At 72.3% G+C, this 26,722-nt stretch carries 22 protein-coding genes and 1 tRNA gene; 14 read left to right on the top strand and 9 right to left on the bottom strand.

The window, feature by feature from the left end; genetic code table 11:
- Positions 1-43: 43 nt before the first annotated feature.
- The gene (gene glgC / locus CITRI_RS0100965) at positions 44-1,288 is read right to left on the bottom strand and encodes a glucose-1-phosphate adenylyltransferase (protein WP_029138928.1); all 1,245 of its coding nucleotides are present in this window, start codon (positions 1,286-1,288) and stop codon (positions 44-46) included.
- Between the two features lie 79 nt (positions 1,289-1,367).
- Between glgC and glgA the strand changes: the two genes are divergently transcribed.
- Positions 1,368-2,564: a glycogen synthase gene (gene glgA / locus CITRI_RS0100970; protein WP_029138929.1), complete on the top strand. Its 1,197-nt coding sequence runs from the start codon at positions 1,368-1,370 to the stop codon at positions 2,562-2,564.
- Positions 2,565-2,647: 83 nt separating this feature from the next.
- On the opposite strand, the gene CITRI_RS15730 is transcribed toward glgA, so the two are convergent.
- Together CITRI_RS15730 and CITRI_RS15735 are read right to left on the bottom strand one after the other, a co-directional pair.
- On the bottom strand, positions 2,648-4,825 hold the full coding sequence (locus CITRI_RS15730; RefSeq protein ID WP_010142673.1) for an acyl-CoA dehydrogenase: 2,178 nt from the start codon (positions 4,823-4,825) through the stop codon (positions 2,648-2,650).
- Positions 4,822-5,577: a TetR/AcrR family transcriptional regulator gene (locus tag CITRI_RS15735; RefSeq protein ID WP_050813537.1), complete on the bottom strand. Its 756-nt coding sequence runs from the start codon at positions 5,575-5,577 to the stop codon at positions 4,822-4,824. Before CITRI_RS15735 ends, CITRI_RS15730 begins: the two co-directional genes overlap by 4 nt.
- A 94-nt stretch (positions 5,578-5,671) precedes the next feature.
- On the opposite strand from CITRI_RS15735, the gene CITRI_RS0100985 reads away from it, so the two are divergent.
- The 3 genes from CITRI_RS0100985 (at position 5,672) to CITRI_RS15740 (ending at position 9,404) form a co-directional block, all read left to right on the top strand.
- Positions 5,672-7,015, top strand: a complete 1,344-nt coding sequence (locus CITRI_RS0100985; protein ID WP_010142675.1) for an acetyl-CoA C-acetyltransferase — start codon at positions 5,672-5,674, stop codon at positions 7,013-7,015.
- 72 nt (positions 7,016-7,087) lie between these two features.
- Positions 7,088-8,437 carry a 3-oxoacyl-ACP reductase gene (locus CITRI_RS0100990; protein ID WP_010142676.1) on the top strand — a complete coding sequence of 450 codons (1,350 nt, stop codon included), beginning with the start codon at positions 7,088-7,090 and terminating at the stop codon, positions 8,435-8,437.
- Between the two features lies 1 nt (position 8,438).
- On the top strand, positions 8,439-9,404 hold the full coding sequence (locus CITRI_RS15740; protein ID WP_010142677.1) for a MaoC/PaaZ C-terminal domain-containing protein: 966 nt from the start codon (positions 8,439-8,441) through the stop codon (positions 9,402-9,404).
- Here the strand turns inward: CITRI_RS15740 and CITRI_RS19985 are convergent.
- The 3 genes from CITRI_RS19985 to CITRI_RS0101010 form a co-directional block, all read right to left on the bottom strand.
- Complete coding sequence (locus tag CITRI_RS19985; protein WP_010142678.1) at positions 9,352-10,599, bottom strand: glycosyltransferase; 1,248 nt, start codon at positions 10,597-10,599, stop codon at positions 9,352-9,354. The genes CITRI_RS15740 and CITRI_RS19985 overlap by 53 nt on opposite strands.
- A complete protein-coding gene (gene malQ / locus CITRI_RS19990; RefSeq protein ID WP_010142679.1) occupies positions 10,596-12,758 on the bottom strand; it encodes a 4-alpha-glucanotransferase in 2,163 nt (720 codons plus the stop codon). Before malQ ends, CITRI_RS19985 begins: the two co-directional genes overlap by 4 nt.
- Positions 12,759-12,948: 190 nt before the next feature.
- A tRNA-Leu gene (locus CITRI_RS0101010) sits at positions 12,949-13,032 on the bottom strand.
- A gap of 112 nt (positions 13,033-13,144) precedes the next feature.
- Here CITRI_RS0101010 and CITRI_RS0101015 point away from each other — a divergent pair.
- Positions 13,145-14,482 (top strand): M20/M25/M40 family metallo-hydrolase, encoded by a 1,338-nt coding sequence (locus tag CITRI_RS0101015; protein WP_010142680.1) that lies wholly within the window; start codon positions 13,145-13,147, stop codon positions 14,480-14,482.
- Between the two features lie 74 nt (positions 14,483-14,556).
- Complete coding sequence (locus CITRI_RS0101020) at positions 14,557-15,729, top strand: acyl-CoA dehydrogenase family protein (protein ID WP_010142682.1); 1,173 nt, start codon at positions 14,557-14,559, stop codon at positions 15,727-15,729.
- A 9-nt stretch (positions 15,730-15,738) separates the two neighbouring features.
- Here CITRI_RS0101020 and CITRI_RS0101025 read toward each other — a convergent pair whose 3' ends face one another.
- Positions 15,739-15,975: a DUF5703 family protein gene (locus tag CITRI_RS0101025; protein WP_010142684.1), complete on the bottom strand. Its 237-nt coding sequence runs from the start codon at positions 15,973-15,975 to the stop codon at positions 15,739-15,741.
- A gap of 84 nt (positions 15,976-16,059) precedes the next feature.
- Here CITRI_RS0101025 and CITRI_RS0101030 point away from each other — a divergent pair, with 84 nt between their 5' ends.
- From CITRI_RS0101030 to mshC, 3 genes are all read left to right on the top strand, one after another.
- Positions 16,060-16,326 (top strand): hypothetical protein, encoded by a 267-nt coding sequence (locus CITRI_RS0101030; RefSeq protein ID WP_010142686.1) that lies wholly within the window; start codon positions 16,060-16,062, stop codon positions 16,324-16,326.
- A gap of 112 nt (positions 16,327-16,438) precedes the next feature.
- Complete coding sequence (locus CITRI_RS0101035; RefSeq protein WP_010142687.1) at positions 16,439-17,272, top strand: undecaprenyl-diphosphate phosphatase; 834 nt, start codon at positions 16,439-16,441, stop codon at positions 17,270-17,272.
- A 64-nt stretch (positions 17,273-17,336) separates the two neighbouring features.
- On the top strand, positions 17,337-18,614 hold the full coding sequence (mshC, locus tag CITRI_RS0101040; RefSeq protein ID WP_010142688.1) for a cysteine--1-D-myo-inosityl 2-amino-2-deoxy-alpha-D-glucopyranoside ligase: 1,278 nt from the start codon (positions 17,337-17,339) through the stop codon (positions 18,612-18,614).
- Here the strand turns inward: mshC and CITRI_RS18715 are convergent.
- Positions 18,611-19,048, bottom strand: a complete 438-nt coding sequence (locus CITRI_RS18715; protein WP_157998890.1) for a fibronectin type III-like domain-contianing protein — start codon at positions 19,046-19,048, stop codon at positions 18,611-18,613. The genes mshC and CITRI_RS18715 overlap by 4 nt on opposite strands.
- A 142-nt stretch (positions 19,049-19,190) precedes the next feature.
- Positions 19,191-20,087, bottom strand: a complete 897-nt coding sequence (locus CITRI_RS0101050) for a PAC2 family protein (RefSeq protein ID WP_010142690.1) — start codon at positions 20,085-20,087, stop codon at positions 19,191-19,193.
- A gap of 86 nt (positions 20,088-20,173) precedes the next feature.
- Here CITRI_RS0101050 and CITRI_RS0101055 point away from each other — a divergent pair, with 86 nt between their 5' ends.
- The 5 genes from CITRI_RS0101055 to dop all read left to right on the top strand — a co-directional run bounded on the left by CITRI_RS0101055 (position 20,174) and on the right by dop (position 26,706).
- The gene (locus CITRI_RS0101055; protein WP_029138933.1) at positions 20,174-20,941 is read left to right on the top strand and encodes an HAD family phosphatase; all 768 of its coding nucleotides are present in this window, start codon (positions 20,174-20,176) and stop codon (positions 20,939-20,941) included.
- Positions 20,938-22,089 carry a site-2 protease family protein gene (locus CITRI_RS0101060; protein WP_010142692.1) on the top strand — a complete coding sequence of 384 codons (1,152 nt, stop codon included), beginning with the start codon at positions 20,938-20,940 and terminating at the stop codon, positions 22,087-22,089. The genes CITRI_RS0101055 and CITRI_RS0101060 overlap by 4 nt, the downstream gene beginning before the upstream one ends.
- Before the next feature lie 39 nt (positions 22,090-22,128).
- Positions 22,129-23,187: a tRNA (adenine-N1)-methyltransferase gene (locus CITRI_RS0101065; RefSeq protein ID WP_010142693.1), complete on the top strand. Its 1,059-nt coding sequence runs from the start codon at positions 22,129-22,131 to the stop codon at positions 23,185-23,187.
- An 85-nt stretch (positions 23,188-23,272) separates the two neighbouring features.
- Positions 23,273-25,015: a proteasome ATPase gene (arc, locus tag CITRI_RS0101070; protein ID WP_010142694.1), complete on the top strand. Its 1,743-nt coding sequence runs from the start codon at positions 23,273-23,275 to the stop codon at positions 25,013-25,015.
- A gap of 5 nt (positions 25,016-25,020) precedes the next feature.
- Positions 25,021-26,706 (top strand): depupylase/deamidase Dop, encoded by a 1,686-nt coding sequence (gene dop, locus CITRI_RS0101075; RefSeq protein WP_010142695.1) that lies wholly within the window; start codon positions 25,021-25,023, stop codon positions 26,704-26,706.
- Positions 26,707-26,722 lie beyond the last annotated feature (16 nt).

The following is a 26,722-nucleotide window of genomic DNA, read 5'->3' on the forward strand; positions in this document are numbered from 1 at the left end:
CACGTGACTACAAAGGATCAGGGTTGTTCTGTTGTGAGGACGATCAGGTCAGGGGCGGGACGAACTGACCCTTGGCCAGCACGGTCAGGCCGGATTCGGTCACCGTGAAGCCGCGGGCCTCGTCCTCGGCGCGGTCGAACCCGATCTGCACGCCCTCGGGCACGACGATGTTCTTGTCCAGGATGGCATTGCGGATCTTGGCGCCCTTGCCGACCACCACGCCGTCCAGTAGGACGGACTGCTCCACCCACGCCTCGTTGTTGACCCGCACGTCCGTGGAGAGCACCGACTGTGCGACGGTGCCGCCGGACACGACGACGCCCTGGGAGAGCATGGAGTCCACCGCGGTGCCGGGCCGCTTGGTGGCGGACCGCACCAGCTTGGCGGGCGGGGACACCGACTGGCTGGTGAAGATCGGCCAGTCGCTGTTGTACAGGTTGAAGTCGGGCCACGGCTTCACGAGGTCCATGTGCGAGTCGTAGTACGCGTCCAGGGTGCCGACGTCCCGCCAGTAGTGGGAGCCTCCCGATTCCCCGGGCACCTGGTTGGACGTGAAGTCGTAGACCCCGCAGTCGTTCTGCCCGACGAACCACGGCACGATGTCACCGCCCATGTCGTGGTCCGTGTCCTCCATCTTCGCGTCCTCGTTGATGGCGTTCACGAGCGCGTCGGCGGTGAAGACGTAGTTGCCCATGGAGGCCAGGAACTGGGTGGGGTCGTCCGCGAGCCCCTGGGTCGTGGGGGGCTTCTCCACGAAGCGCTCGATCATCGTGGGATCCTCCGGACGGGTCTCGATCACGCCGAAGGACGAGGACAGCTCCAGGGGCTGGCGCACCGCCGCCACCGTGGCCGAGGCGCCGGAGGCGATGTGCTGGTCCACCATCTGCTGGAAGTCCATCCGGTAGACGTGGTCCGCGCCGATGACGACGACGATGTCCGGACGGGCGTCATGGATGAGGTTCATCGACTGGTAGATGGCGTTGGCGCTGCCCAGGAACCAGTCCTTGCCACGCCGCTGCTGGGCGGGGACGGACGCGATGTAGTTCTGCAGGAGGGTGGACAGGCGCCAGGTCTCGGAGATGTGCCGATCCAGTGAGTGCGACTTGTACTGCGTGAGCACCACGATCTTCAGGTACCCGGAGTTCACCAGGTTCGACAGGGCGAAGTCGATCAGCCGGTAGCTGCCGGCGAAGGGCACCGCCGGTTTCGCGCGGTCCGCCGTCAACGGCATCAGCCGCTTCCCCTCGCCGCCCGCCAGGACGATCGCCAGCACCCTCTTCTGAGGCATTTCCTTCATCCCGTTCCGTCGATGTAGTGAACTTCCTTCACAGTAACGGGACTTCGTCACTCTGGACTACGTTGTAGTCGTGCGGATAGACATTGTGACCAAGGAGTTCCCCCCGGCCATCTACGGAGGCGCGGGCGTCCATGTCGCCGAGCTGTCCCGGGTCCTCGCGCCCCGGACGGAGCTGCACGTCCATGCCTTCGGCGAGGACCGTGACCCGGAATACCACGGCGCCTCCGTGACCAGCTACCGGGTGCCCGGGGGGCTCCAGGACGCCAACGCGGCGGTGCAGACCCTCGGCACCGACCTGGTGATGCTGGAGAACCTGGCGGGGACCGATCTCATCCACACCCACACCTGGTACGCGAACATGGCGGGCCACCTCGGCGGGCTGCTCCACGGCGTGCCGCACATCCTCTCCGCACACTCCCTGGAGCCGCTGCGGCCGTGGAAGGCCGAGCAGCTGGGTGGGGGCTACCGGGTCTCCTCCTGGGCCGAGGCGACGGCCTATGCCTCCGCGGCCGCCGTCATCGCGGTGTCCGAGGGCATGCGGCGTGACATCCTCGCCGCCTACCCGGACATCGACCCGGGCAAGGTGCGGGTGGTCCACAACGGCATCGACACCGACCGGTGGTCCCCGCAGCCGGAGTCGGACGCCCTGGAACGGCACGGCATCGATCCGGCCCGCCCCACCGTGGCGTTCGTCGGCCGCGTCACCCGCCAGAAGGGCGTGCCGTACCTGCTCCGGGCCGCTGCCCGGCTCGATCCCGAGGTCCAGATCGTGCTGTGCGCCGGCGCTGCCGACACCCCCGGGCTCGCGGCCGAGGTCAACGCGCTCATCCAGGACCTGCAGCGCACGCGCGACGGGGTCGTGGTCATCGAGGGCATGCTGCCCCGCAGGGACGTGATGCAGATCCTGTCCTCCGCCACGGTCTTCGCGTGCCCGTCGATCTACGAACCGCTGGGGATCGTGAACCTGGAGGCCATGGCCTGCGGGACCGCCGTGGTCGCCTCCGCCGTCGGCGGGATCCCGGAGGTCGTCCAGGACGGCGTCACCGGGCGGCTCGTGGGCCTGGAACAGGCCACGGACGGCACCGGGACGCCGCTGGACGAGGAGCGCTTCGTCGCGGACTTCGCCGACGCCCTCACCGCCGTCCTGGGTGACCCGGAGCAGGCGGCGCGCATGGGTGCCGCGGGACGCCAGCGGGCCATCGACCACTTCTCCTGGGAATCGATCGCCGACCGCACGCTCGAGGTCTACTCCTCCGTCCTGGCCTGACCTCCGCGTCGACGAGGCCCCTGCCCCTGCACGACGGCAGGGACCGGGGCCTCAGCGTCCGGGACGGTGCGGTGTCCGTCGGCTCAGCGGTGGGGGCGCTTGCCCTGCACGGACCTCTCCGGGACGGGGGCGTCGGCACTGGCCCGCAGGGTGCGGTAGTACTCGGCGGCCTCGTTCTGGCGCCGGGCCTCCTCGCCGGTGGCCACGTCCATCCGGACGTGCTCAGGAGAATAACCCCAGGCGTCCACCAGGTCCTGGGCGTGCGGCCGCAGCCGGTAGGCCAGGCGGTTGATGTACTGGCGCAGGGTGCGCGCACGCTGGGGTGAGATGCGGGAGTTCTCCAGGAACCAGCCGAGGTCGTCCTCGATGACCCGCAGCGCGAAGAGGTCCCGTAGCCAGGTGAGGACCTGACGCGTGTGATCGTCCTCCACGCGCTCGACGGCCCGGGTGAAGGCCTCCCACTCGAGCAGTTCGGCGTGGTTCCGGGCCGCGTCGATGAGTTCGGTCTGGTGGCGGTTGAAGGTGGCCGCCTGCTCGGCGCGTGACTTCCTGGCCACCGGGATCAGCGCCTGGGCCACGGCGCCGGTCTTGGTGCGCACGCGGTCCTCCAGCAGGGCGCGCTGGACCGCGGTCTCCTTGAACCAGTTGGCGCTCTTGCGTTCAGATCCGGCGTCCTGGACGGACTGGACCACCCGGCGCAGGCCGGACCGGTGGACGACCGCCTCGGTGGCCCGGGCCGCGACGAACTTCGACAGCGCCCCCACGGAGAACCCGGAGAGCTCCTTCGAGTAGTCCGCCAGCAACCGCTTGCCCACCAGCTGGAGCAGGACGTTGTTGTCCCCCTCGAAGGTCACGTAGACGTCGAGGTCCGCCCGCAGGGACGCGAACCGGTTCTTTGCCATGAAACCGGCCCCGCCGCAGGCCTCGCGGGCCTCCTGCAACGTGTCCAGGGCGTTCCAGGTGGCCAGCGGCTTGATCGCTGCCGCCAGGGTCTCGAGCTCCTGCCGGTCCTGGTCGGAGTCGGACTCCCCGGAGAACACGGAGTCGAACTTCTCCAGCAGCTCGTTGCCGGCGAACGCGTCCGCGTAGGTGCGGGCCAGCCGGTCGATCAGCCGCCGCTGGTGCAACTGGTAGTCCATCAGGACCTCTTCATGGGTGTCCGAGGTCGCGTTGAACTGCCGCCGCTCGTTGCCGTAGGTGACCGCGGCCTTCAGGGCCAGCGCAGAGACGGCCGCTCCGGACAGCGCCAGGGACACCCGGCCCTGGACCAGGGTGCCGATCATGGTGAAGAACCGGCGCCCCGGCGAGCTGATGTCGGAGGAGTAGGTGCCGTCCTCGGCCACCGAGCCGTACCGGTCGAGCAGGTTCGTGCGGGGGATGCGCACGCGATCGAAGTGCAGCCGTCCGTTGTCGATGCCGTTGAGCCCTCCCTTGAGCCCGTCGTCCTCGCCGCCGACGCCCGGCAGGAACGCCCCGGACTCATCCCGGAGGGGCACGAAGAAGGCGTGCACGCCGTGGTTCACGCCGCGGGTGATCAGCTGGGCGAAGACGACGGCTGCCTTGCCGTGCAGGGCCGCATTGCCGAGGTAGTCCTTCCAGGCGGCCTTGAAGGGGGTGTGCACCTCGAACTCGTCGGTCTCCGGGACGTAGGTGGCGGTCGTGGCGAGGGAGGACACGTCCGAGCCGTGGCCGATCTCCGTCATGGCGAAGGCCCCGGGCAGTCTCAGGCTGATGACGTCGGGCAGCCACTTGTCGTGGTGCTCCTGGGTGCCCAGGTGCATGATGGCCGAGCCGAACAGGCCCCACTGCACGCCGGACTTGATCTGCAGGGAGGGATCGGCGGTGACCACCTCCACGAAGGCGGCGATGTTCCCGCCATGGTTGTCCTCGCCTCCCAGGTGCGCGGGGAACGCCTTCTGGACGACACCCAGGTCCACGAGCAGTCCCAGTTGTCCGAGCACCCGTTCGCGGTGCTCGTCCATGGGCAGTCCCTCGACCTTGTGCAGGCGCGGGTCCTTGACGATCTCCCGGGACTGCCGACGCTCCGCGGCCCACCGTCCGAGCAGCAGGTCCTGGATCCGGTCCATGTCGAGTCCACCGGGTTCGGCCGGCGACACGGCGCTGGAGGCCGCGGCCGGCACCGCGGCCTGGTCGGCGTCCGGAACGGGCGGGACGGCGACGCCGTCGATGGCGGGGTCCGGGCGGACCGCTCCGGCCTCGGCGGTTCCGGCCAGGACGGTGGAGTCGGGGGTGGTGGTCATGACGTCTCCTGTCGGGGAGTGGGGGAGGAGGGGTGCTGGGGCGCGTAGGTCCCGGCCAGTCCGGCCGTGAGCCACGAGGTGATCTTGCGGGCGAGGCGGTCGGCCTCGGGCCTGCCCGGGCCGGGGGCGGTGGCCAGCCAGGTCTCCCCGGCGGACCGGACCATGCCGATGGCGGCACGGGGCCAGTACCACGTGGCCGATCCCTCGGACGGATCGCGGCCCTGCTGTCTCAGGTAGGTCCGGAAGTGCACGTCCATCACGGCGGCGATGCGGTCCGAGAAGTCGGCCATGGCCGCCGGCTGGGAGCCGCCCAGGGCGGCCGCGTCGGCGGCCTCCGGCGGCAATCGGGTCGAGAAGGCATAGACGTGCGGGGACGACTCCGCGAGCCGCAGGTAGACCGAGATCATCGCGTAGAGGCCGTCCAGGGCGTTCTCGGAGGCCTCCGCGGCGGTCAGCAGCTCGCGCTCCATGAACTCGATGGCTCGCTGCCCCACGGCCACCTGCAGGCCGTTCTTGTCCCCGAAGTACCGGTAGAAGACGCTCTTGGACGTCCCCGCGTGGGTGGCGATCTCGTCCATCGAGGCCTGGGGGCCGAGGTCGTGCACGGCGTGACGGGCGGCGCGGATCAGTTCGCTGCGGCGTTGCTGACGATGCCGGTCCCAGCGCGTGCTGCGGCCGTCCGCCGCGGCTGGGGCGGACGACGGGGAGGCCGGCGACTGGAGGGGGTGCCGGCCCTGGGCTGCACTGTTCACGATACTGAGCGTATCAGGTACTGTGGGTTCCAGTAACCCACCTCACACGTTCCGGCCGCGCCACGGCCTGCCGTGACCACCCGAAGGGATCACCATGACCGAGAACCCCCAGCAGCAGACCTCCAGCACCGGGACCGCCGCCATCGCCGGCGGTCCGCTGCGCCAGGCCGTGGTCATCGGCGGCAACAGGACGCCCTTCGCCCGCTCGCACGGCGCGTATGCCTCCGCGAGCAACAAGGACCTGCTGACCGCCGCACTGAACGGGCTGGTGGCCCGGTTCGGCCTGCAGGGCGAACGCATCGGGGAGGTCGCCGCCGGCGCCGTCATCAAGCACAGCCGCGACTTCAACCTGACACGCGAGTCCGTCCTGGGCACCGTCCTCGACCACTCGACCCCGGCCCATGAGGTGCAGATCGCCTGCGCCACGGGCATGGAGGCCATCGGTGGGCTGGCCAACAAGATCCGCCTGGGCCAGCTCGACTCGGCGATCGGGGGAGGCGTGGACAGCATCTCCGACGCCCCCCTCGTCTTCAACGACGCCGCCCGGTCCGTCCTGATGGAACTGAATCGCGCGCGCACCGTCCAGGACCGGATCAAGGCCGTCCTGAGGTTCCGCCCCGGCCACCTGGCACCGGAGGCTCCCGGCACGGAGGAACCCCGCACCGGCCTGTCCATGGGCGAGCACCAGGCCCGTACCACCCACCGCTGGGGCATCACCCGCCAGGCCCAGGACGAACTGGCCCTGGCCAGCCACCACCACATGGCCGCCGCCTACGACCGGGGCTTCTTCGACGACCTCGTCACCCCCTTCGGCACGCTCACCCGGGACAACAACCTGCGGGCGGACAGCACCCTGGAGAAGCTCGCCTCTCTCAAGCCGGCCTTCGGCCGCGACCTGGGCGAGGAGGCCACCATGACGGCCGGCAACTCCACGCCGTTGACGGACGGTGCCTCCGCCGTGCTCCTGGGCTCCGAGGACTGGGCCGCCGCACGTGGACTGCCGGTGCTGGCGGACTTCGTGGACTTCGAGACCGCGGCGGTGGACTTCGTCGACGGGCAGGAGGGACTGCTGATGGCCCCCGCCTACGCCGTGGCCCGCCTGCTGCAGCGCCAGGGCCTGACCCTGCAGGACTTCGACTACTACGAGATCCACGAGGCGTTCGCCGGCACCGTGCTGGCCACGCTCAAGGCCTGGGAGGACGAGGAGTTCTGCCGCGAGCGGCTCGGCCTGGACGCCCCCCTCGGACCGATCGACCGAGCCCGGCTCAACGTCAACGGCTCCTCGCTGGCCGCCGGCCACCCCTTCGCGGCGACCGGGGGACGGATCACCGCCACGCTGGCCAAGATGCTCCACAAGAAGGGACCGGGCTCGCTCGGGCTGGTCTCCGTCTGCGCGGCGGGCGGCCAGGGCATCGTGGCGATCCTCCGAGGCCGCTGAGCCCCACCCCGCAACCCCCGCCCCGCACCCCCCGTCCGCCACCTCCACCCGGCCCCCAGGAGCACAGATCCCGTGAGCACCGATTCCTACACCGCCCTCGTCAACCAGCCGCTGGGACACAGGCTGGCCCAGGCCCTCGGCCTGCCCCAGCCCGCCATCCTGCGCCGCCACCGGCCCGGAGCCCCCCTCGTGGACGGTCCGGTCCTGGTCCTCGGCGGCGGCCCCGCCGCCGACGAGGCGGCCACCCACCTGCTGGACTGGGGCCAGGACGTGCGGCGCCACCCGGCCGCGCAGGACCGCTACGGAGCCGTCGTCGCCGCCTTCGACGACGTGTCCACCCCGGCCGAGCTGTCCGCCACCGCCCTGGAGCTGGGGGCCGTCCAGCGCCAACTGGGCGGCTCGGGGCGGGTGGTCACGGTGTACCAGGATCCCGAAGGCACCCCGGACCCGGCCGTCCGCGCCGCCCGCAAGGGCGTGGAGGGGCTGACCCGGTCCCTCGCCCACGAGATGCGCCAGGGGAGCACGGCCAACGGGATCATCCTCGGGGAGGGCATCTCGCTGGGGGCCCCCGGTGCCGCCGGCGCGCTGCGCTTCCTCCTCTCCGGGCGCAGCGCCTTCGTCTCCGGCCAGTTCATCCCGGTCGCCACCGACGGCGGCGCGACCCCCCGGGACTGGGACCGGCCCCTGGCGGGCCGGGTCGCCGTCGTCACCGGTGCCGCCCGGGGGATCGGTGCCGCCATCGCGGAGACGCTCCACCGCGACGGTGCGACGATCGTCGGGGTGGACGTCCCGGCCGCCGGTCAGGGGCTGGCCGACGTCGTGAACGCACTGTCCGGCAGCGCACTGCAGCTGGACATCACCGCACCGGATGCCGGCGAGCGGATCCTGGCGCACTGCCGGGAGCGCCACGGGCGAATGGACGTCGTGGTCCACAACGCCGGCATCACCCGGGACCGCAAGCTGGCGAACATGGACGCGGACCGGTGGGACTCCGTCATCGCCGTGAACATCGAGTCCCAGCTGGCCATGAACCGCGCCTTCCTGGCGGCGGCCGGCGACGGCGTCGTCGCGGCCGGTCTGCGCATCGCCTCGCTGGCCTCCACCTCGGGGATCGCGGGCAACGCCGGGCAGACCAACTACGCGGCCTCCAAGGCGGGGGTGATCGGCATGGTCTCGGCCACCGCGCCGCTGATGACCGGCGGCGGGACCATCAACGCGGTGGCCCCCGGGTTCATCGAGACGGAGATGACCGCGAAGATCCCCTTCCTCACCCGGGAGGTGGCCCGCCGGATGAACTCGCTGTCCCAGGGCGGCCGGCCGGTCGACGTGGCCGAGGCCGTCTCCTTCCTCGTCTCCGACGCCGCCGGTGGGACCTCCGGCGCCACCCTGAGGGTGTGCGGCCAGGGGATCATGGGGGCCTGAGATGGAGCGCGAGACGATGACCCCGCTGGCCGCCAGCTACCGGGCGGCCCTGTCCACGGCCGCCCGGGACGCCCTGCTCAGGCGCCGCCGACCGCAGTCCCTGCCGGCGCGCACCCTCCTGGTGCACGACCACGTCATCGGCGAGGACCTCGCGGCGGCCTACGCCGGGCTGTTCCCGGCTACGGGGCCGCTGGACCCGGGCGACCTGCCCTCGGTCCTGGTGCACATCGCCGGCTTCCCGGCCGCCATGGACCTCATGGCACAGGCGGACTTCCCGATGCCCCTGCTGGGGATGGTGCACCTGGAGAACCGGGTCCGGCACCACCGTCCCGTTCCCGCCGGGGTGCCGCTGGAGGTCGCCGCCTCGGCGACCGGCCTGGCACCCCATCCCGCCGGTACCACCGTGGACCTGGTCATCACCGTGCACGGGCCGGACGGCGACCAGCCAGGGGAGGGTCCCGTCCTGCTCTGGGAGGGGACCTCGACCTACCTGGGCCGCGGCGTCCGCCTGGCCGGGCACCCCCGGGTGGACCGCCGGCCACGCGAGGCGTTCGCGGCCCCGGAGCTGACGGCGCGCTGGCGCCTGCCCGCGTCCACCGGCCGGGACTACGCCGCGGTGTCCGGGGACTACAACCCCATCCACCTCCATCCGCTCGCGGCGCGCGCCCTGGGGCAGAAGGGCATGATCGCCCACGGCATGTACCTGGCCGGACGGATGCTCGCGGGCCGCGAACCGGCCGGCGCCGGGCACTCCTGGTCGATCTCGTTCGCGACCCCGGTGCTGCTGCCGGGATCGGTGTCCCTGGGTGTCACGCACTCCGGTGCGGGAACCGCCCGGGTCACCGAGGTGACGGCGTGGAACGCCAGGAGCGGCAAGCCGCACTTCACCGGCCGGATCGAGCCAGGGGAGCGGCCTACAGCGATTCGTAGGCCGCGATCATCCGGTCGGCCATGGCGTCCCAGCTGAAACCCCGGGCCCGCCGTGCCGCGGCGGGCCCGAGCCGCTGCCAGGCCGCCGGGTCGGTCGCGATCCGTCGCAGCTCGTCCGCCCAGGCCGCGGGCTCCAGCCCGTCGACCAGCCGTCCGGTCTCGCCGTCGGCCACCGCGTGGACCAGGCCGCCCACCCGGTGGGCGAGCACGGGGGTCCCGCAGGCCTGGGCCTCGAGGGCGACCAGGCCGAAGGACTCGGAGTAGCTCGGCACCGCGACGACGTCCGCGGCCCGGTACATCGCCGCCAACGCGTCCGCCGTGACGGGGCCGGAGGTCGTAGCACAGTCCGCGAGCCCCTCCTCCTCGATGAGGGCGGCCAGGTCGAGGTCCCCGCGGCCGGACGTGGCACCGGTCAGGTGCAGGGCCACCGTGGGACCCTCGGGATGCCGGCGGCGGAACCGGCCCAGAGCCCGGACGATGACCTGCGGGCCCTTGTGGCCCTGAATGCGTCCGGCGAACAGGACCTTGAGCGCTGCCGGGCGCCCGGGCCAGTCGACCGGTCCGTGAGGCGTGAAGACCTCCGTGTCCACGCCGGGCGGGATGACCTCGATGCGGTCCGCGGGGGCCGCGTAGTGGTCGATCAGCTCCTGGCGTTCGGCGGGCGTGTTGGCGATGAGCAGTGCGGCGGCCGAGGCGATCTGCTGCTCGGCGGCCTCCCGCTCCTCCGGTTCGGCGGATCGCCGGTCCCGGGCGTTCTTCACGGCGGCCATCGTGTGCATGGTGTGCGCCAGGGGAGCGTCGAGGGCATCGGCGACGGCCAGCCCGGCCAGCCCCGAGAGCCAGTAGTGCGAGTGCACGATCCAGCGGCAGTCGTCACCCTGGCAGCCCCCGGCCGCGGTCAGGACCCGCGGGGCTGCGGCCGCGAAGTCCCCCACCCAGCGGGGCAGCTCCTCCTTCGGGATCCGGGCGGCGGGTCCCGCCGGCACCGGGAGGACGGTGGCCCGCGCCGCGCCGGGGGAGTCCGGCACCGGCAGGTCCTCCGGTCCCTGCCCGGCCCGCTCGCGACGGGTCAGCACCCACACCGGGTGCCCGGCGGCCGCGAGCCGCGTGGACAGGTGACGGACGTAGACGTTCATCCCGCCGGCATCGCCCTGGCCGGGCTGGGCGGACGGCGAGGTGTGCAGGGACACCATCACGATGCCGAAGGGCTCCGGCCCGGAGGACCCGCTCATGGGTGGCCGTGCCTCAGTTCCCCCTCCACGGCGTCCAGCAGGCGGGCGAAACCGGGGACCGCGTCGAGGTCGTCGATCAGCACGGGGCGACCGGCGGCGTCGGCGAGGGGGATCTCCCAGTTGGGGTACTGATCCTGGGTGGTACCGGGCTGGTTCTGGATCCTGGTCTCGCCGACGGCGTCGACCAGGGCGACGCCGTGCAGCATGGACGGGGCCTGGGCGAGGTACCGGTGCAGTCCCACCACGACGTCGGCCACCTGCCGGGGGTCGGACAGGTCTGGTTCGTCCCCCGGCAGGTACCCGGCCTCACGGACGGCGCACAGGTAGGCGTCGCGCTCGGCGGACGCACGGGCCCGCTCGTCCTCCGCGTCTCCGGCCAGCAGTCCCAGTCGCTCCCGCAGGTCCAGGTGGAGGCCGGCCAGGTACCCGGCCGTCGGGGGCAGGTCGTGCGTGTTGACCGAGGTCAGGCACCGGACCCGGTAGTCGTGGGGCGGGCGCGGCCGGCCGTCCGACTGCTCGAACCACAGGATGGAGGTGCCCAGCAGTCCCCGGCGGGCCAGGTAGTCCTGGACCCACGGTTCGAAGGTGCCCAGGTCCTCGCCCACGACGACGGCACCGGCCCGCTGGGCCTCCAGGACGAGGATGCCGACCATCGCCTCATGGTCATAGGTCACGTAGGCGCCCTCGGTCGGCGGTCCGCCCACGGGCACCCACCAGAGGCGGAACAGGCCGAGGATGTGGTCGACGCGGATGCCGCCGGCGTGACGCAGGATGGAGCGCAGCATGTCCCGGTAGGCGCGGTACCCCGTCTCCTGCAGCCGCTCGGGGTGCCAGGGCGACTGGGACCAGTCCTGGCCCAGCTGGTTGTACATGTCCGGCGGGGCGCCCACGGACATGGAGCCGACCAGCAGGTCCTGCAGCATCCAGGCGTCCGCGTTGTTCCGGTCCGCGCCCACGGCGAGGTCCTGCATCAGGCCCAGTCGCATGCCGGCGTCCCGGGCTGCGGTCTGGGCGGACTCCAACTGCGCGTCGCAGAGCCACTGCATCCACCGGTGGAAGTCCACCTCGTCGGCGAGCTGCTCCCGGTACCGCTCCGCCAGGAGACCGCCGGGGACGAGCCCGGGTTCGTCCCACACCGGGTCGTCGTGTGCGAACTCCGAACGCAGTGCGCACCAGAGGGCGAAGTCGTCCAGGCCCCCTCCCTCGGCGGTGCAGTAGGCCCGGTAGGCCTCCGCTCGCTCGGCAGACGGGGTCACCTCGTGGATCCAGCGCAGCGCCGTGAGCTTGGCCCCGTAGACGGCGTTGCGGTCCAGGGCATCGGCGTCCGCGTTGTCCCGGCGCCTCTGCGCCCCGAGCGCGTCCACCTCGGACCGGCGTCCGGGATCGAGGTCGTGGTACTCGGGCAGGTCCTCGATGCGCAGGTACATCGGGTTCAGGAAGCGGCGGGTCGAGGGGGAGTAGGGGGAGGAGACCACCGGGGGCGCCGGTGCGGTGGCGTGCAGCGGGTTGGACAGGACGTAGTCCCCGCCGTGCGCGGCGGTCTGGACGGCCAAGCCGGCCAGGTCGCGGAAGTCACCGAGTCCCCAGGAACGCGTCGAGCGGGTCGAGTAGAGCTGGACGGCCAGCCCCCACCCCCGCCGGGCCCTGAAGGTCTCGGCCGTGTCCAGCCGGTCGGGGACGACGATCAGCACCCCCTCGACGTCGATGCCGTCCTCGAGGCGGGCGACGAGGGTGTGCCAGCCCAGGGGCAAGTCGGCGGGCAGCCGGAACGTGGCGCGGCCGACCAGCGCGCCGTCGACCGGCTCGGGCTCGGTGAAGTCCTCGAGCTGTTCCAGGTCCCGGCTGCCGCCGTCCTCCAGGCGTGCCCGGAGGGTCACGGCGCTGCCGTGGGGGACGTGGACGGCCACGGAACCGCCGGAGCCGGCGTGGGCCACCGTGGTGGGGGGCAGCACCCTGGTCCAGGGCTCGACCCGGCGTCGTTCGATGGCCTCCTCCAGGCTGGCCCGGCCCTCGGGGTCCACGTGGCAGCCCAGGGCGTCCAGGACGGCGGCGAGGGTCCGGTCCGCCACGGGATGCTCCAGCCCGTCGTGCCCCCGGTAGGACGTCTGGACGCCGTAGGCGTGCGCCAGACGCTTCAGCAGGTCGCGGGCATCCGTCATGGCAGGTGGGCCTCTTTCACGTCCGGGAGCATCGGGGACTGCAGACGAGCCGGTCCCACAGTCCCGATTATGGCAGGGTGCCCGAGTCCCGGGTCACCGCACCCCAAGGGCGCGCCCCGCCCGGAGACGACCGTGGGGCCGGTCATCGACCGGCCCCACGGGGTGACCCGGTGGTGACCGGGGTGTTCAGTGCGCGAGGGGGGACTTGAACCCCCACGCCCTTGCGGGCACAGCGACCTCAACGCTGCGCGTCTGCCAATTCCGCCACTCGCGCGCACTGTCTGCCACCTCGAAAGGCAGCGTTGAATATCCTAGCACGCCCCAGGCCGTGCCGTTGACCACGTCCGGGACGGCAGAGGGTGGCGGGCGTCGATAGGGTGGTTCCCATGACCTCCGCGCCCCTCCCCGGCCCCGGCCTCCCGCAGGACTCCGCCTACCACGACGAGGTGGTCCGCATCTGCCGGGACCTGATCCGGATCGACACCTCCAACCACGGCGGCAACGTCTCACGCGGCGAGCCGGAGGCGGCCGAGTACTGCGCCGCGCTGATGCGCGCCGCCGGCATGGAGCCCCGGGTGTTCGAGTCCGCCCCCGGCCGGGCCTCCGTCATGGGGCGCGTGGCCGGCTGGGACCGCGAGGCCCCGGCCCTGGTGCTCCACGGGCACCTGGACGTGGTCCCCGCCGAGGCCTCCGAGTGGAGCGTGGACCCGTTCGCCGCCGAGCTCAGGGACGGCATGATCTGGGGCCGGGGGGCCGTGGACATGAAGGGCATGGACGCGATGATCCTCACCGTCCTGGGCGAGCTGCACCGTTCCGGCCGCCGGCCCCGTCGTGACCTCGTCGTCGCGTTCTTCGCCGACGAGGAGGCCGGCGGCGTGTACGGTGCCCGCTGGCTGGTGGACCACCACCCGGAACTCTTCGCCGGTGCCACGGAGGCCGTCAGCGAGGTCGGCGGGTTCTCCACGGAGATCCGGGGCCAGCGCGCCTACCTGCTCCAGACAGCGGAGAAGGGACTGGCCTGGCTGAACCTCACCGCCAGCGGAGCCCCCGGACACGGGTCCGGGGCCCATCCGGACAACGCGGTCACCCGGCTCTCCGGGGCCGTGCACCGGATCGGGCACCATGAGTGGCCCCTGCAGTACACGAAGACCACGCGGGCCCTGCTCGAACAGGTCGCGGAGATCTGCGGCGTGGAGTTCGACGAGACCGACCCCACCGCGCAGCTGGACGCCCTGGGCACCGCGGCCCGGTTCGTGGGCTCGACCCTGCGCAACAGCTCCAATCCGACCGGTCTCACGGCCGGGTACAAGCACAACGTGATCCCGGGACGTGCCGAGGCCACCCTGGACGTGCGCTTCCTGCCGGGCCAGGAGGAGGAGGTCATGGACGTGCTGCGCGAACTGGCCGGAGACGGCGTCGACTTCGCGCACGAGCACCGGGACATCTCGCTGGAGGTGCCCTTCTCCGGTGACCTCGTCGACCTGATGGTGCGGTGCATCCAGGCCGAGGACCCCGGCGCCCCGGTGCTGCCGTTCATGATGTCCGGGGGGACCGACAACAAGTCGCTGTCCCGGCTCGGGATCGCCGGTTACGGATTCGCCCCGTTGCAGCTGCCGGCCGACCTCGACTTCACCGGCCTGTTCCACGGCATCGACGAGCGTGTCCCGGTCCAGTCCCTGGTCTTCGGGTGCCGGGTCCTGGCCCGCATGCTCGAGCCGCGCTGACCCGCCGAGCCCGCCGGCCGCCCGGTTCCGGACCCGGCGTGAACCCACCCCCTGTCCCGACGGAAGGATCACCCATGTCCACCCCCGCCCATCCCCAGCTCGCCGCCGTCGGGACGGTGCTGACCGAGGACCTGCTGGCCGGCATCCGTGACCGGGCCGCCGGCTTCGACGAGGCCAACGCCTTCCCGCATGAGGACCTCGGGGCACTGGCCGCCGCCGGATACCTCGGCGCGCTGGCGCCCACCGGCGAGGGCGGACTGGGCTGGGACCTCTCGACCGTCGTCGCCGCCCAGCGGGTCCTGGCCATGCACTCCCCGGCCACGGCGCTGGCCGTGAATATGCACCAGATCTGGAACGGCGTGGCCTCCGTCCTGGCCCGCCGGGGGGACGACTCGCTGTCGTTCGTCCATCGCGAGTCGGCCGCCGGGGAGGTCTTCGCCTTCGGCATCTCGGAGGCGGGCAACGACGCCGTGCTGTTCGACTCCGACACGGTCGCCGAGCCCGTGGGCGACGGGTCCTACCGCTTCACGGGGACCAAGATCTTCACCACCCTGTCCCCGGCCTGGACCCGGCTGGGGGTCTTCGGCAAGACCCCGGACGGCGAGCAGCTGGTCTTCGGCTTCCTCGACCGCGCGGCACCGGGCTGGAGCGCCGATGCCTCCGCCTGGGACATGCTCGGCATGCGGGCCACCCACTCGCACACCACCCGCCTCGAGGGGGCGCTGGTCCCGGCCGAGCGGATCGTGCGGCACATCCCCACCGGCCCGAACGCGGACCCGCTGACGTTCGGCATCTTCGCCTCCTTCCTCACCCTGGTGGCCGCCGTCTACACCGGGATCGGGGACCGGGCGGTCGAACTGGCCGTGCAGAACCTGGGCCGGCGCACCTCGAAGGTCACGGGTCAGGCCCTGTCCCAGGACCCGGTGCTGCGCTACAAGACGGCGGAGGCGTCACTGCGCCAGCTCGCCGTGGACGCCCAGTTGCGCTCGGTCGCCGCGGACCTCGACGCCGGCGCGGACCTGGGCGCGGAGTGGTTCCCCCGCCTCGTGGCCGCCAAGACCCTGGCCGTCCGCACGGCGAAGGCCCAGGCGGACTTCGCCCTCGAGGCCTCCGGCGGGGCGGCCTATCATCGCGGCAACGAGCTGTCCCGGATCTACCGGGATGTCATGGCCGGGGTCTTCCACCCCTCGGACGACGAGTCCGCGCACACCACGCTGGCGAACTTCATGCTCGGCCCGCTGGAGTAGGGGTGCGGGTCAGGCCGGCAGCGTGGACTGCACCCGGATGATCCGCCGCCGCATCCAGTACCGGCGGGTGCCGCCGCGGTAGAGGATCGTGCGCTGCAGTTCCCACTTGCCGTACTCGGCGTGCTCCACCACCCGGCGCCGGGCCTCGGCGAGGGAATCCCGGGGGGCGACCGTCATCACGAGGTACTCCCAGTTGTTCCGCCGGCTGATCGAGTCCAGTCCGCTGGTCAGCTCGCGTTCCTGCATGGTTCTCCTCCCGGTTCCGACACATGGGGCCCCAGACGTGAAAACCCTATGCCAGACCTCGAGCGAGCGGCTACCGTGGGGGCCATGAGCATCGATCCGCGCGTGGCCCTGGAGGCCCTGGTTTCCGCATTCCAAGAACATCTGGCGGCCGCGACCGGCAAGCGTGACGATGACGATCCCGCGGTCGAGGCGGCGTTCTTCAGCGTGGCGGACGCCTTCGAGGCCTACGAGGACGCGCTCTATGCGGCGACCGGTGAGTTCACGCCCCTGGACGTCTACGACGATGACGATGACGATGACGACAGCGAGGACGCGCTGGAGGACGAGGACGACCTCGAGCCCATCGACTGATCGCCCGGGCCGCCGGGCTCTTCCTCCCGGGGGATGATCTTCCCCACGCCGCGGCGCCACGGCACGGTCGCGGGCCCGGTCAGGACCCGGTGGTGCCGTAGGGTTCTCTGATGTGAACTGGTTAGAAGCGATCATCCTGGGGCTGGTCCAGGGACTGACGGAATTCCTCCCCATCTCCTCCTCCGCCCACTTGAGGATCGTCGGGGAGTTCCTGCCGGGGGCCGCGGACCCGGGCGCCGCGTTCACCGCCATCACGCAGATCGGCACCGAGCTGGCCGTGCTGATCTTCTTCTGGAAGGACATCGTCCGGATCATCTCCCGGTGGTTCCGCTCCCTCACCGGCTCCGTGCCCCGCAACGATCCCGACGCCCGCATGGGCTGGCTGATCATCATCGGCTCCATCCCGATCGGCGTCGCCGGACTGCTCTTCGAGGACTACATCGACACCTCGTTCCGCTCGCTGTGGATCGTGGCCACCACCCTGATCGTCTTCGGCCTGCTGCTGGCCGTGGCGGACTCCCTGGGCCGCCAGGTCAAGCCGCTGGAGAAGCTGACCGTGCGCGACGGCATCCTCTACGGACTCGCCCAGATGATGGCCCTGATCCCGGGGGTCTCCCGGTCGGGCGGGACCATCACCATGGGCCTGGCGTTGGGGTACACCCGCGAGGCCGCCACCCGCTACGCCTTCCTGCTGGCGGTGCCGGCGGTGTTCGCCTCCGGGTTCTACAAGCTGTTCAAGGCCCTCAGCGAACCGGGCCAGCAGGGCGCCTACGGGATGGGGGAGACGTTGGTCGCGACGGTCGTGGCCTTCGTGGTGGGCTACGTCGTCATCGGCTGGCTCATGCGCTTCATCTCCACCAACTCATTCAAGCCCTTCGTCTGGTACCGCATCGGCCTGGGCGTGATGCTGTACGTCCTGCTCGGCCTGGGCGTCATCAGCGCCTGACCGCCGCCCACCGCCCGAAGAGCCTGTCCTGAACCCCGAGAAGCTGAGGAACACCGAGCACCACATGGAATCCTGGAACACGCCGCTGCCGGCACTGCTGCCCGTCCAGCCCGACCGGCTGAAGATCCACGACACCGCCGCGCAGTCGCAGCGCCACCCCGGGAACCTCGCCGAGGCCTCCCTGTACGTCTGCGGCATCACCCCCTATGACGCCACCCACCTGGGCCACGCGAACACCTACGTGGCCTTCGACCTGCTGAACCGGTACTGGCGCGCCTGCGGCCTGCCGGTGACCTACGTGCAGAACGTCACCGACGTGGACGACCCGCTGCTGGAGCGCGCCGAGGCCACCGGCGTGGACTGGCGTGAGCTCGCCGCCAGCCAGACCGAGCTGTTCCGCTCGGACATGGAGGCGCTCAACGTCCTGGCCCCCGACCACTACGTGGGGGCCACCGAGACCGTGGACTGGGTGGTGGGCGCCGTCGAGGCGCTCGTGGCCAACGGGACCGCCTACACCGTGCCGGGCACGGGGCCGGACCCCGACGGCGACGTCTACTTCTCGATCGAGGCCGCCGAGAGTGCCACGCACTGGACGCTGGGCAGCGTGGGCCGGCTGGACGCGGCCGAGATGGAACGGGTGTTCCCGGAACGCGGTGGAGACCCCGACCGGCCCGGCAAGCGCCATCCGCTCGATCCGCTGCTCTGGCGGGTGGCCCGGCCGGGCGAACCGACCTGGGACGGCGGGTCCCTGGGATCCGGTCGACCGGGCTGGCACATCGAGTGCTCGGCGATCGCCCGACGCCTGCTGCCGGTCCCGTTCACGGTCCAGGGCGGGGGGTCTGACCTGCGCTTCCCCCATCACGAGTTCAGTGCCGCCCACGCCACGGCCGGAGACGGCGAGCCGCTGGCGCAGGCCTTCGTCCACGCCGGGATGGTCGGACTGGACGGGGAGAAGATGTCGAAGTCCCTCGGCAACCTCGTCCTGGTCTCCGAGCTGCTCCGCTACGGTACGGAGGCGGCCGCCATCCGGACTGCCCTGCTGGCCAACCACTACCGCAGCGACTGGGAGTGGACCGATGACCAGCTGAGCCGCTCCACCGAGCGCCTGTCCCGGTGGCGGCGGTCGCTGGCCTCCGAGGAGTCCGGCGACGGGGTGTCCGTGCTGGCCGCGATGCACCGCTGCCTCTCGCAGGACCTCGACGCGCCCGCGGCCCTGGCGGAACTCGACGCCTGGGCCGAGCGTGCCGCCGCCCGCGGCACGGTCGGTTCCGCCCCGGCCCCGGGCCCGGCGACCCCGGACGTGCGGACCGTGGTCACCTCCCTGCTCGGGATCCAGCTCTAGGCTCCTCCGCCGCCCGCAGCCGGGCCCGGGAAGCACCGCGTGACGCCCCGCTCCAGCGGGGCGTCCGCCGAGGACCCGCCCACATGGACCCGGTAGCGGCCGTCGGGCGTGGTCCAGGTGCCGTCGGCCCGGTTCGCGAGGTCGCCGGGGTCGGTGGGTGCGACGTAGGAGAAGGGGTGGTTGGAGTCGGCCACGCCGATCCGCACCGAGACCTGCGTCCGCTCACCCGGCCGGAGGGTGACCTTCTCGAAGCCGACCAGGCGCCTCGCGGGCAGGGATGGAGGCCCGGGAGATGCCGGTGACGGGAGGGGGGTGAGGCCGAGGTCCCGGGTCGGCTGGGGGATGGTTCTCGGTCTGGAGAGGTGTTCCGCCCTCGAGAACCGGCAGCGCGCCAGCGCGCTGCGGTGATGGGTGAGCCCTTCCCGTCGATGCACCTGGAGGACTGCCCCTGAGGCGGCATCGACACCGGCCTGCGCGAGGATCGGACCCGTGACCGGGAGGATGCCGATGGCGTGTTCCGGTCCTCGCCGGATCCCTCCCGCCGGTTGCTGCCGACCCGCCAGCCCTGCGGCGGGATCAGTCCTGGCGCCGCCGGCGCAGGTACCGCTCGAACTCCCGGGCGATCGCCTCGCCCGTGGCCTCCGGGAGGTCCTCGGTGTCACGCGCCCGTTCGAGCTGCTCCACGTAGGCTGCCACGTCCGGGTCCTCACCGGCCAGCTCGTTGACCCCGCGTTCCCAGGCCTGGGCGTCCTCGGCGAGCGGCTTGAGGTCGATGGTGAGCTGGAGGATGTCCTCCAGCCGGCGCAGCAGCGCCAGCTCGGCCTTCGGCGAGGGGGCCTGCGAGACGTAGTGCGGGACGGTGGCCCACACCGAGACCGTCGGCAGGCCCGCCCGCGCGGCGGTGTCCGTGATGACCCCGACGATCCCGGTGGGTCCCTCGTACGTGGGGCGCCGCGCACCGAGCAGTTCACGCAGTTCGGGATCGGCGCTGGACGGCGAAGCCGGCAGTGGCCGGGTGTGGGGCACGTCCGCCAGCAGCGCCCCGAGCATTACCACCGCGTCCACGTTCTGCTCGGCCGCGTGGGTGAGCAGTTCCGCGGTGAACGCCTGCCAGCGGTAACTGGGCTCGGCCCCGCTGACCAGCAGCAGGTCGACGCCGTCCGGCCCGGTCGTGGCGCGGTACATGCGGGTCTGCGGCCAGGACAGCGTCCCGAGGCCGTCTGCGTCACGCACCACGGTGGGACGGGTGAACTGGTAGTCGTAGTAGTCCCCGTCGGTCAGGGAGCCGGCGGACGAGGCACCGAGCTGGCGTCGCAGCAACTCGATCGCGTCGGTGGCGGCCTCGCCGGCGTCGTTCCAGCCCTCGAAGGCGGCGACGAGGATCACCGGCCGGCGCCCGGAGACGGACCCGGCCAGGTGGTCGGGGAGCCCGCGGGGGTGGTTCCTGTCGTCCTTCTTCTCGTCCTGCGCCATGACAGCCACCCTAGACCCGTGCATCAGGGCCGTGCCAGACGTGAACCTGCCGTCCCGCTGCCGTGCGCCCCCCTAGACTGGAGGCCATGTCCACCCCTGATGAGGCCGCAGGCCGGCGCCGTCCAGACGCGATGCCCGCCGCCGTTTTCTGGGACATGGACGGGACCATCGTGGACACCGAACCCCTGTGGAACGAGAGCCAGCGGCGCCTCGTGGAGGAGGCCGGTGGCACCTGGACGCACGCCCTCGCGCAGTCGCTGGTGGGCCAGGCACTCGACCACGGCGCGCGGTTGCTGCAGCAGGCCGGGGTGCGCCTCGGCGTGGAGGAGATCATCGGCCACACCATGGGCGCTGTCATCGACGGCATCACCCGCTCCGTCCCCTGGCGACCGGGCGCCCGCGAGCTGCTCGCGGCACTGCGCGCGGCGGGCGTGCCCAGCGCCCTGGTGACCATGTCCCACGCGCCGCTGGCCGGCGTCGTCGCCGCGGCCATGCCCGCGGGGTCCTTCGAGTTCCTGGTCACCGGGGACATGGTGCTGCACGGCAAGCCCCACCCGGAGCCGTACGCCACGGCCTTCGACGTCATGGCCCGCCGGATGGACGGGCTGCAGCGGTCACGATGCGTGGCGATCGAGGACTCGTTGCCCGGCCTGGAGTCCGCCGCCGCGGCGGGACTGCCGGTCGTGGCCGTGCCGCACGTGATGCCCCTGCCGGCCGATCCCCGCTGGGAGCACTGGACCTCGCTGGCCGGACGTCTGCCGGCGGACCTGGCACGCGTGGCCCGCCGGCTGGCCGGCTGGCCGGACCGGTCCCTGGCACCCGTGGCCGGTGGCCCGCACGGAAGCACCCCGTGACCGGGCCCGCCCCGGCCGCCGGCGCGGACACGGGTCCACAGCGCAGCGGCATGCTCCGGCTGGGACGACTGCTCGGCGTCCCGGTCTACCTGTCCTGGAGCTGGTCGCTCATCGCCCTGTTCGTCGTGCTGCTGTTCGGGCCGCAGGTCGCCCGGTTGTTCCCCGAGCTGGGCTGGGGAGCCTACGGGATCGCGTTCCTCTACGCCGTCCTGCTGCTGCTCTCCGTCCTGGCCCACGAGCTCGCCCACGCCGGCAGTGCCCGCCTGTTCCGCTGGCCCACCACGGAGATCGTGCTGAACCTGTGGGGCGGGCACACCCAGTTCGGGGCCTTCCAGGCCAGCCCGGGCAAGTCCCTCGTCACGGCCCTGGCCGGACCGGCGGCCAATGTGGTCCTGGCCCTGGCCGGTCAGCTCCTGATGGCCACGTGGCAGCCGGACGGCGTCGCGAGCCTGCTGCTGGGCATCTTCACCTACGCCAACTGGCTGGTGGCGATCTTCAACGCCCTGCCGGGACTGCCGCTGGACGGCGGGCGCATCGTCGAGTCCGCCGTGTGGGCGATCACCGGTGACCAGGACCGCGGCACCATCGCCGCCGGCTGGGCCGGCCGGGTCATCGTGGCGGCCCTGGTGGTCGCCGTCGTGGTGGTGCCGTTGCTGCAGGGCAGGCAGGCGGACATCCCCCTGATCGTCATCCTCGTGATGGTCGGCTACTTCCTGTGGACCGGTGCCACGGAGGCGATCCGCGGGGCGCAGCTGAGACTGCGGGTTCCCACCCTGACCGCGGCCCAGCTCATGCACCCGGCCGTCGGCCTGCCGGCCACCATCACCGTGGCGGAGGTCCTGGACCGTCCGGCCGGTGCCCGCGCGGTCCTCGTCTCGCCCGCGGGAGTGCCGGAGGCCGTCGTCGACGAGGCGGCCCTGGCCTCCGTCCGGGACACCGAGGTGACCGTCGTCCCCGCCGCGGCCGTGGCGCGGGCGCTGTCGCCCGGAGCGGTCGTGCGGGCCACCGACGCCGGCCGTCCCCTCGTGGACCGGCTCGCCGCGGTGGACGGCGCCGAATACGCTGTACTGGCTCCCGACGGCTCGGTGTGCGGCGTCCTGCGCCAGCCCGACGTCGTCGCGTGGCTGACCACGGGCCGCACGCGCTGAGACGCCGGCCACCCCATCCACCAGGAAGACCCGCAACGCATGACCGACTCCACCAGCCCGTCCACCGCCCGGCCCGGACCGACCGGGGCCTCCGAGCGCCGCGGCCCGCTCCGGCCCGGACAGCGGGTCCAGCTCAAGGACGCCAAGGGACGGCTGAACACCATCACGCTCACCCCCGGTGGCCAGTTCCACAGCTACCAGGGGGTGCTGCGCCACGACGACCTGCTCGGCGGCCCGGACGGGGTGGTGGTGCAGAACTCCGCGGGCCACGACTACCAGGTGCTGCGGCCGCTGCTGAGCGACTTCGTGCTGTCCATGCCCCGCGGGGCGACGGTGGTGTACCCCAAGGACGCCGGCCAGATCGTCCAGATGGCCGACATCTTCCCCGGTGCGCGGGTGGTGGAGGCCGGCGTCGGTTCGGGCGGGTTGTCGATCTCCCTGCTGCGGGCCGTCGGTGACCTCGGTGAACTGCACTCCTACGAACGGCGCCCCGAGTTCGCGGACGTGGCCCGCGCCAACGTCCAGACGTTCTTCGGCGGCGAGCACCCGGCGTGGCAGATCCACCTGGGCGATGCCCAGGAGGAGATGACGCGCGTGCACGCCCCGGGCAGCGTGGACCGCGTGGTGCTGGACATGCTGGCCCCGTGGGAGTGCCTGGACGCGGTGGCCACCGTGCTGACCCCCGGCGGGGTGTGGCTCAACTACGTGGCCACCGCCACCCAGCTGTCCCGGGTCGCCGAGGCCATCCGGGCGGACGGCCGGTTCACCCAGACGGAGGCCTCCGAGACGATGGTGCGCGGCTGGCACCTGGACGGCCTGGCCGTGCGCCCCGACCACCGGATGGTCGCCCACACCGGGTTCCTGATCACCTGCCGGCGGCTGGCCTCGGGGGAGGAGGCCCTGCAGCTGAAGAAGCGGTCCAAGGTCTCCGAGTTCTCCGCCGAGGACATCGAGGCGTGGCAGCCGGCCGACGAGTCCCGCTGGACCCCCCAGGCCCTGGGGGAGCGACCGGTGACGGACAAGAAGGCCCGCAAGGCCGCCAAGGAGGCCGCATCCATGGAACAGCGCGGGGCGCTGCGCCACCTCGAGGACCTCTGAGGGACGAGCCCGGCCCGTCGCGCCTAGGATGGACGGGCAAGGCCGACGGGGCACCCGCCCTAGCCCCTCGACCGGAAAGGCACTCGTGAGCGATTCCCTGCCCGGCACCGGCGCCGAGAGCGCGGTGGACCCCGCCCTGGCGAGCCAACTGGACGCCGCCAAGCGCCGTTCGGCCGCCCTGGTGGAGAAGAACCGGACGCTGGAGTACCAGCTGGAGACGGCCTCGCGGAACAACCGCCGCATGGTCGACCTGCTGGAGACCACCCGCGACGAGATCACCGTGCTGAAGAAGGCCCTGGAGATGGACGGGGAGGCACCGTTCAGCTTCGCGACCGTCCTGCAGGTGCACCCGGCGCGTGAGGCCGTCGAGGGCGTCGAGATCGCCGCGACGGTCCAGGGCGGGGTGGACGTGCTGCACAACGGCCGCCGCATCCGGGTGGCGGTCTCGCCCCTGCTGGACGAGGCCAGGATCACCCAGGGCTGCGACGTGCTGCTCAACGACTCCCCCGTGATCGTGGCCGTCGTGGAGGGGGAGCGCACCGGCGAGCTCGTACGGGTCAAGGAGACCCTGGACGGGGGACTGCTGGTGGTCGTAGGCCGCGGTGACGAGGAACGCGTGGTCCGCCGGGCCGAGCGGCTGGTCGCGGAGCGGGTCCGTGTCGGTGACGCCGTCACCCTGGACGCGCGCACCGGGTACGCCCTGGACCTGGTCCCGCTCACCGAGGTCCAGGACGTGGTCCTCGAGGAGGTGCCCGACGTCAGCTACGAGGACATCGGCGGACTCGGCGAGCAGATCGAGCAGATCCGCGACTCGATCGAGCTGCCCTTCCTGCACCCGGGCCTGTACCGCGAGCACGGCCTCAAGGCGCCCAAGGGCATCCTGCTCTACGGCCCGCCCGGTACCGGCAAGACCCTGATCGCCAAGGCCGTCGCCTCCTCGCTGGCGGCGCGGTCCACGGAGGAGGCGCGGTCCTACTTCCTCAACATCAAGGGCCCCGAGCTGCTGAACAAGTACGTGGGGGAGACCGAACGGCACATCCGCACCATCTTCGCCCGTGCCCGGGAGAAGGCCTCCGACGGCTATCCGGTGGTGGTGTTCTTCGACGAGATGGAGTCCCTGTTCCGCACCCGCGGCTCCGGGATCTCCTCGGACGTGGAGACCACCATCGTCCCGCAGCTGCTGGCCGAGATCGACGGCGTCGAACGCCTCGACAACGTGATCGTCATCGGCGCCTCCAACCGCGAGGACATGCTGGACCCGGCGATCCTGCGGCCCGGCCGGCTGGACGTGAAGATCCACGTCTCCCGGCCCGACGCCACCGGCGCGGCGGACATCTTCGGCAAGTACCTCACCACCCGGCTGCCCCTGCACGCCAGCGAGATCCAGCGCACCGGGGGGCGCCAGGCCGCCGTCGACGCCATGATCGCCGCCGTCACGGCACACCTCTACAGCCGCGGACCGGAGACCGAGTACGTGGAGGTGACCTACGTGGACGGCAGCACCCGCACCCTGCACTTCGGCGACTTCGCCTCCGGGGCCGTCATCTCGTCGATCGTGGACCGTGCCAAGAAGCACGCCATCAAGGACTACCTCGCCGCGGGCCGGGACGAGGCCGCCAAGGGCCTGACCACCGGTCACCTCCTGCAGGCCGTCCAGGAGGAGTTCGCCGAGCAGGAGGACCTGCCGAACAACGCCTCCCCGGAGGAGTGGGCCCGGATCGCCGGGCACCGCGGCGGCCGCGTGGCGTCCCTGCGGATGCTGGTGCGCGACCGGCTGCCCTCCGCCCAGGACCACGGCGACGGCCGGGCCCCGGGGGCGACCACGTGAGCCACGTGCCGCCCGCACCCGGACGCCCGGGGGGACCGTCCGGCGTCGCGCCCGCGTGGCGCGGCCAGCGCGGGCTGGTCCCGGACGACGCCGTCCTGCCGGCCGGTCGGGACACCGCCGGCTGGGGCGTGCACCGGGTGATGGGCATGGAGACCGAGTTCGGCGTGCACGCCCCGGACAACCCGGGGGCGGGGCACACCGTGCTCTCCACCGAGGTGGTGAACGCCTACGCGGACGTGGTCACCGCCGAGGGGGGCTCCGTGGCCGGGACCGAATGGGACTACGGGGAGGAGTCCCCGCTGGTGGACGCCCGCGGCTGGCAGCTGCCCCGCTCGGCCGCCCACCCCACGCAGCTGACCGACCGGCCCCTGACGGACGACGACGGCAACCCCGTGCACCTGGTCATGAACCTCGTGCTGCCCAACGGCGCCCGGTTCTACGTGGACCACGCCCACCCCGAGTACTCCGCGCCGGAGACCACCAACCCGCTGGACGCCATGGTCTGGGACCAGGCGGGGGACCGGGTGGCCCTGGCGGCCTCCCGGCGGATCGCCCAGGCCCCGGGCGAGCCCCAGGTGCTGCTGTACAAGAACAACACGGACAACAAGTCCGTCTCCTACGGCGCGCACGAGAACTACCTCGTGACCCGTGCCCTGGACTTCGACGAACTCGCCGCCCGGCTCCTGCCGTTCTTCGCGGCCCGCCAGGTGGTCTGCGGCGCGGGCCGGGTGGGGATCGGGACGACCGGCCGCACGCCGGGCTTCCAGATCAGCCAGCGGGCCGACTTCTTCGAGGAACAGGTCGGCCTGGAGACCACGATCCGCCGGCCGATCGTCAACACCCGCGACGAACCCCACGCGGACCAGGAACGGTACCGGCGGCTGCACGTGATCATCGGGGACGCCAACCTGTCCCAGTACGCCACGTGGCTGCGGTGCGGGATGACCGCCCTGGTGCTGTCCATGATCGAACTGGGCACGTGCCCGGTGCTCGAGCTGAGGGACCCCGTCGAGGCCCTGCAGTCGATCAGCCACGACCCCACCCTGGGCACCACGGTCGGACTGGTCGACGGCCGCCGGCTCACGGGCCTGGACCTGATGGACCTGTACCGGGACGCCGCCGCCGCGCACGTGGAGCGGTTCGGCATGACCGACCCGGCCACCCTCGACGTCCTGCAGGCCTGGGGGGAGACCCTCGAGCTGCTCCGCACGGATCCGGCCGCGCTGGCCGACCGGCTGGACTGGGTGGCCAAGCACCAGCTGCTCTCGGGCTACCGCCAGCGCCACGGGGTGGGCTGGGACGACCCGCGCATCGGCATGCTGGACCTGCAGTACGCGGACCTGCGGCCGGACAAGGGGCTGCACGCCGCCCTGGTCCGCCGGGGCTCGATGCGCACCCTCGTGCCCGAGGAGACGGTCCAGCGGGCCGTGCACACCCCGCCGGAGGACACCCGCGCGTGGGCGAGGGGCCGGACGGTGGGCGTCTTCGGCCAGCACGTCGTGGGCGCCAGCTGGGACACGCTGCTGCTGCGCCGGGACGGCGAGGGCCGACTGTACCGCTTCCACCAGCGCGAGCCGCTCTCGGCCACGGCCCAGCAGATGGCCGGGGTGTACGACGACGGCGCCGCACCCGGGTCCTTCGACCGCCTGCTGGCGGCCCTGTCCGGAGCCCAGGAGGACCCGCGGGCGTAGGCTGGGGGAACCCGAC

This window comes from Citricoccus sp. CH26A, assembly GCF_000224415.1.
Classification (GTDB): domain Bacteria; phylum Actinomycetota; class Actinomycetes; order Actinomycetales; family Micrococcaceae; genus Citricoccus.

Excerpts from the sequence above, each read along its gene's own strand:
- glgC (WP_029138928.1), bottom strand. The coding sequence starts at position 1,288 with ATGCCTCAGAAGAGGGTGCTGGCGATCGTCCTGGCGGGCGGCGAGGGG.
- CITRI_RS15730 (WP_010142673.1), bottom strand. The coding sequence starts at position 4,825 with ATGACCACCACCCCCGACTCCACCGTCCTGGCCGGAACCGCCGAGGCC.
- CITRI_RS0100985 (WP_010142675.1), top strand. The coding sequence starts at position 5,672 with ATGACCGAGAACCCCCAGCAGCAGACCTCCAGCACCGGGACCGCCGCC.
- CITRI_RS15740 (WP_010142677.1), top strand. The coding sequence starts at position 8,439 with ATGGAGCGCGAGACGATGACCCCGCTGGCCGCCAGCTACCGGGCGGCC.
- CITRI_RS19985 (WP_010142678.1), bottom strand. The coding sequence starts at position 10,599 with ATGAGCGGGTCCTCCGGGCCGGAGCCCTTCGGCATCGTGATGGTGTCC.
- malQ (WP_010142679.1), bottom strand. The coding sequence starts at position 12,758 with ATGACGGATGCCCGCGACCTGCTGAAGCGTCTGGCGCACGCCTACGGC.
- CITRI_RS0101015 (WP_010142680.1), top strand. The coding sequence starts at position 13,145 with ATGACCTCCGCGCCCCTCCCCGGCCCCGGCCTCCCGCAGGACTCCGCC.
- CITRI_RS0101020 (WP_010142682.1), top strand. The coding sequence starts at position 14,557 with ATGTCCACCCCCGCCCATCCCCAGCTCGCCGCCGTCGGGACGGTGCTG.
- CITRI_RS0101025 (WP_010142684.1), bottom strand. The coding sequence starts at position 15,975 with ATGCAGGAACGCGAGCTGACCAGCGGACTGGACTCGATCAGCCGGCGG.
- CITRI_RS0101030 (WP_010142686.1), top strand. The coding sequence starts at position 16,060 with ATGAGCATCGATCCGCGCGTGGCCCTGGAGGCCCTGGTTTCCGCATTC.
- mshC (WP_010142688.1), top strand. The coding sequence starts at position 17,337 with ATGGAATCCTGGAACACGCCGCTGCCGGCACTGCTGCCCGTCCAGCCC.
- CITRI_RS0101050 (WP_010142690.1), bottom strand. The coding sequence starts at position 20,087 with ATGGCGCAGGACGAGAAGAAGGACGACAGGAACCACCCCCGCGGGCTC.
- CITRI_RS0101055 (WP_029138933.1), top strand. The coding sequence starts at position 20,174 with ATGTCCACCCCTGATGAGGCCGCAGGCCGGCGCCGTCCAGACGCGATG.
- CITRI_RS0101065 (WP_010142693.1), top strand. The coding sequence starts at position 22,129 with ATGACCGACTCCACCAGCCCGTCCACCGCCCGGCCCGGACCGACCGGG.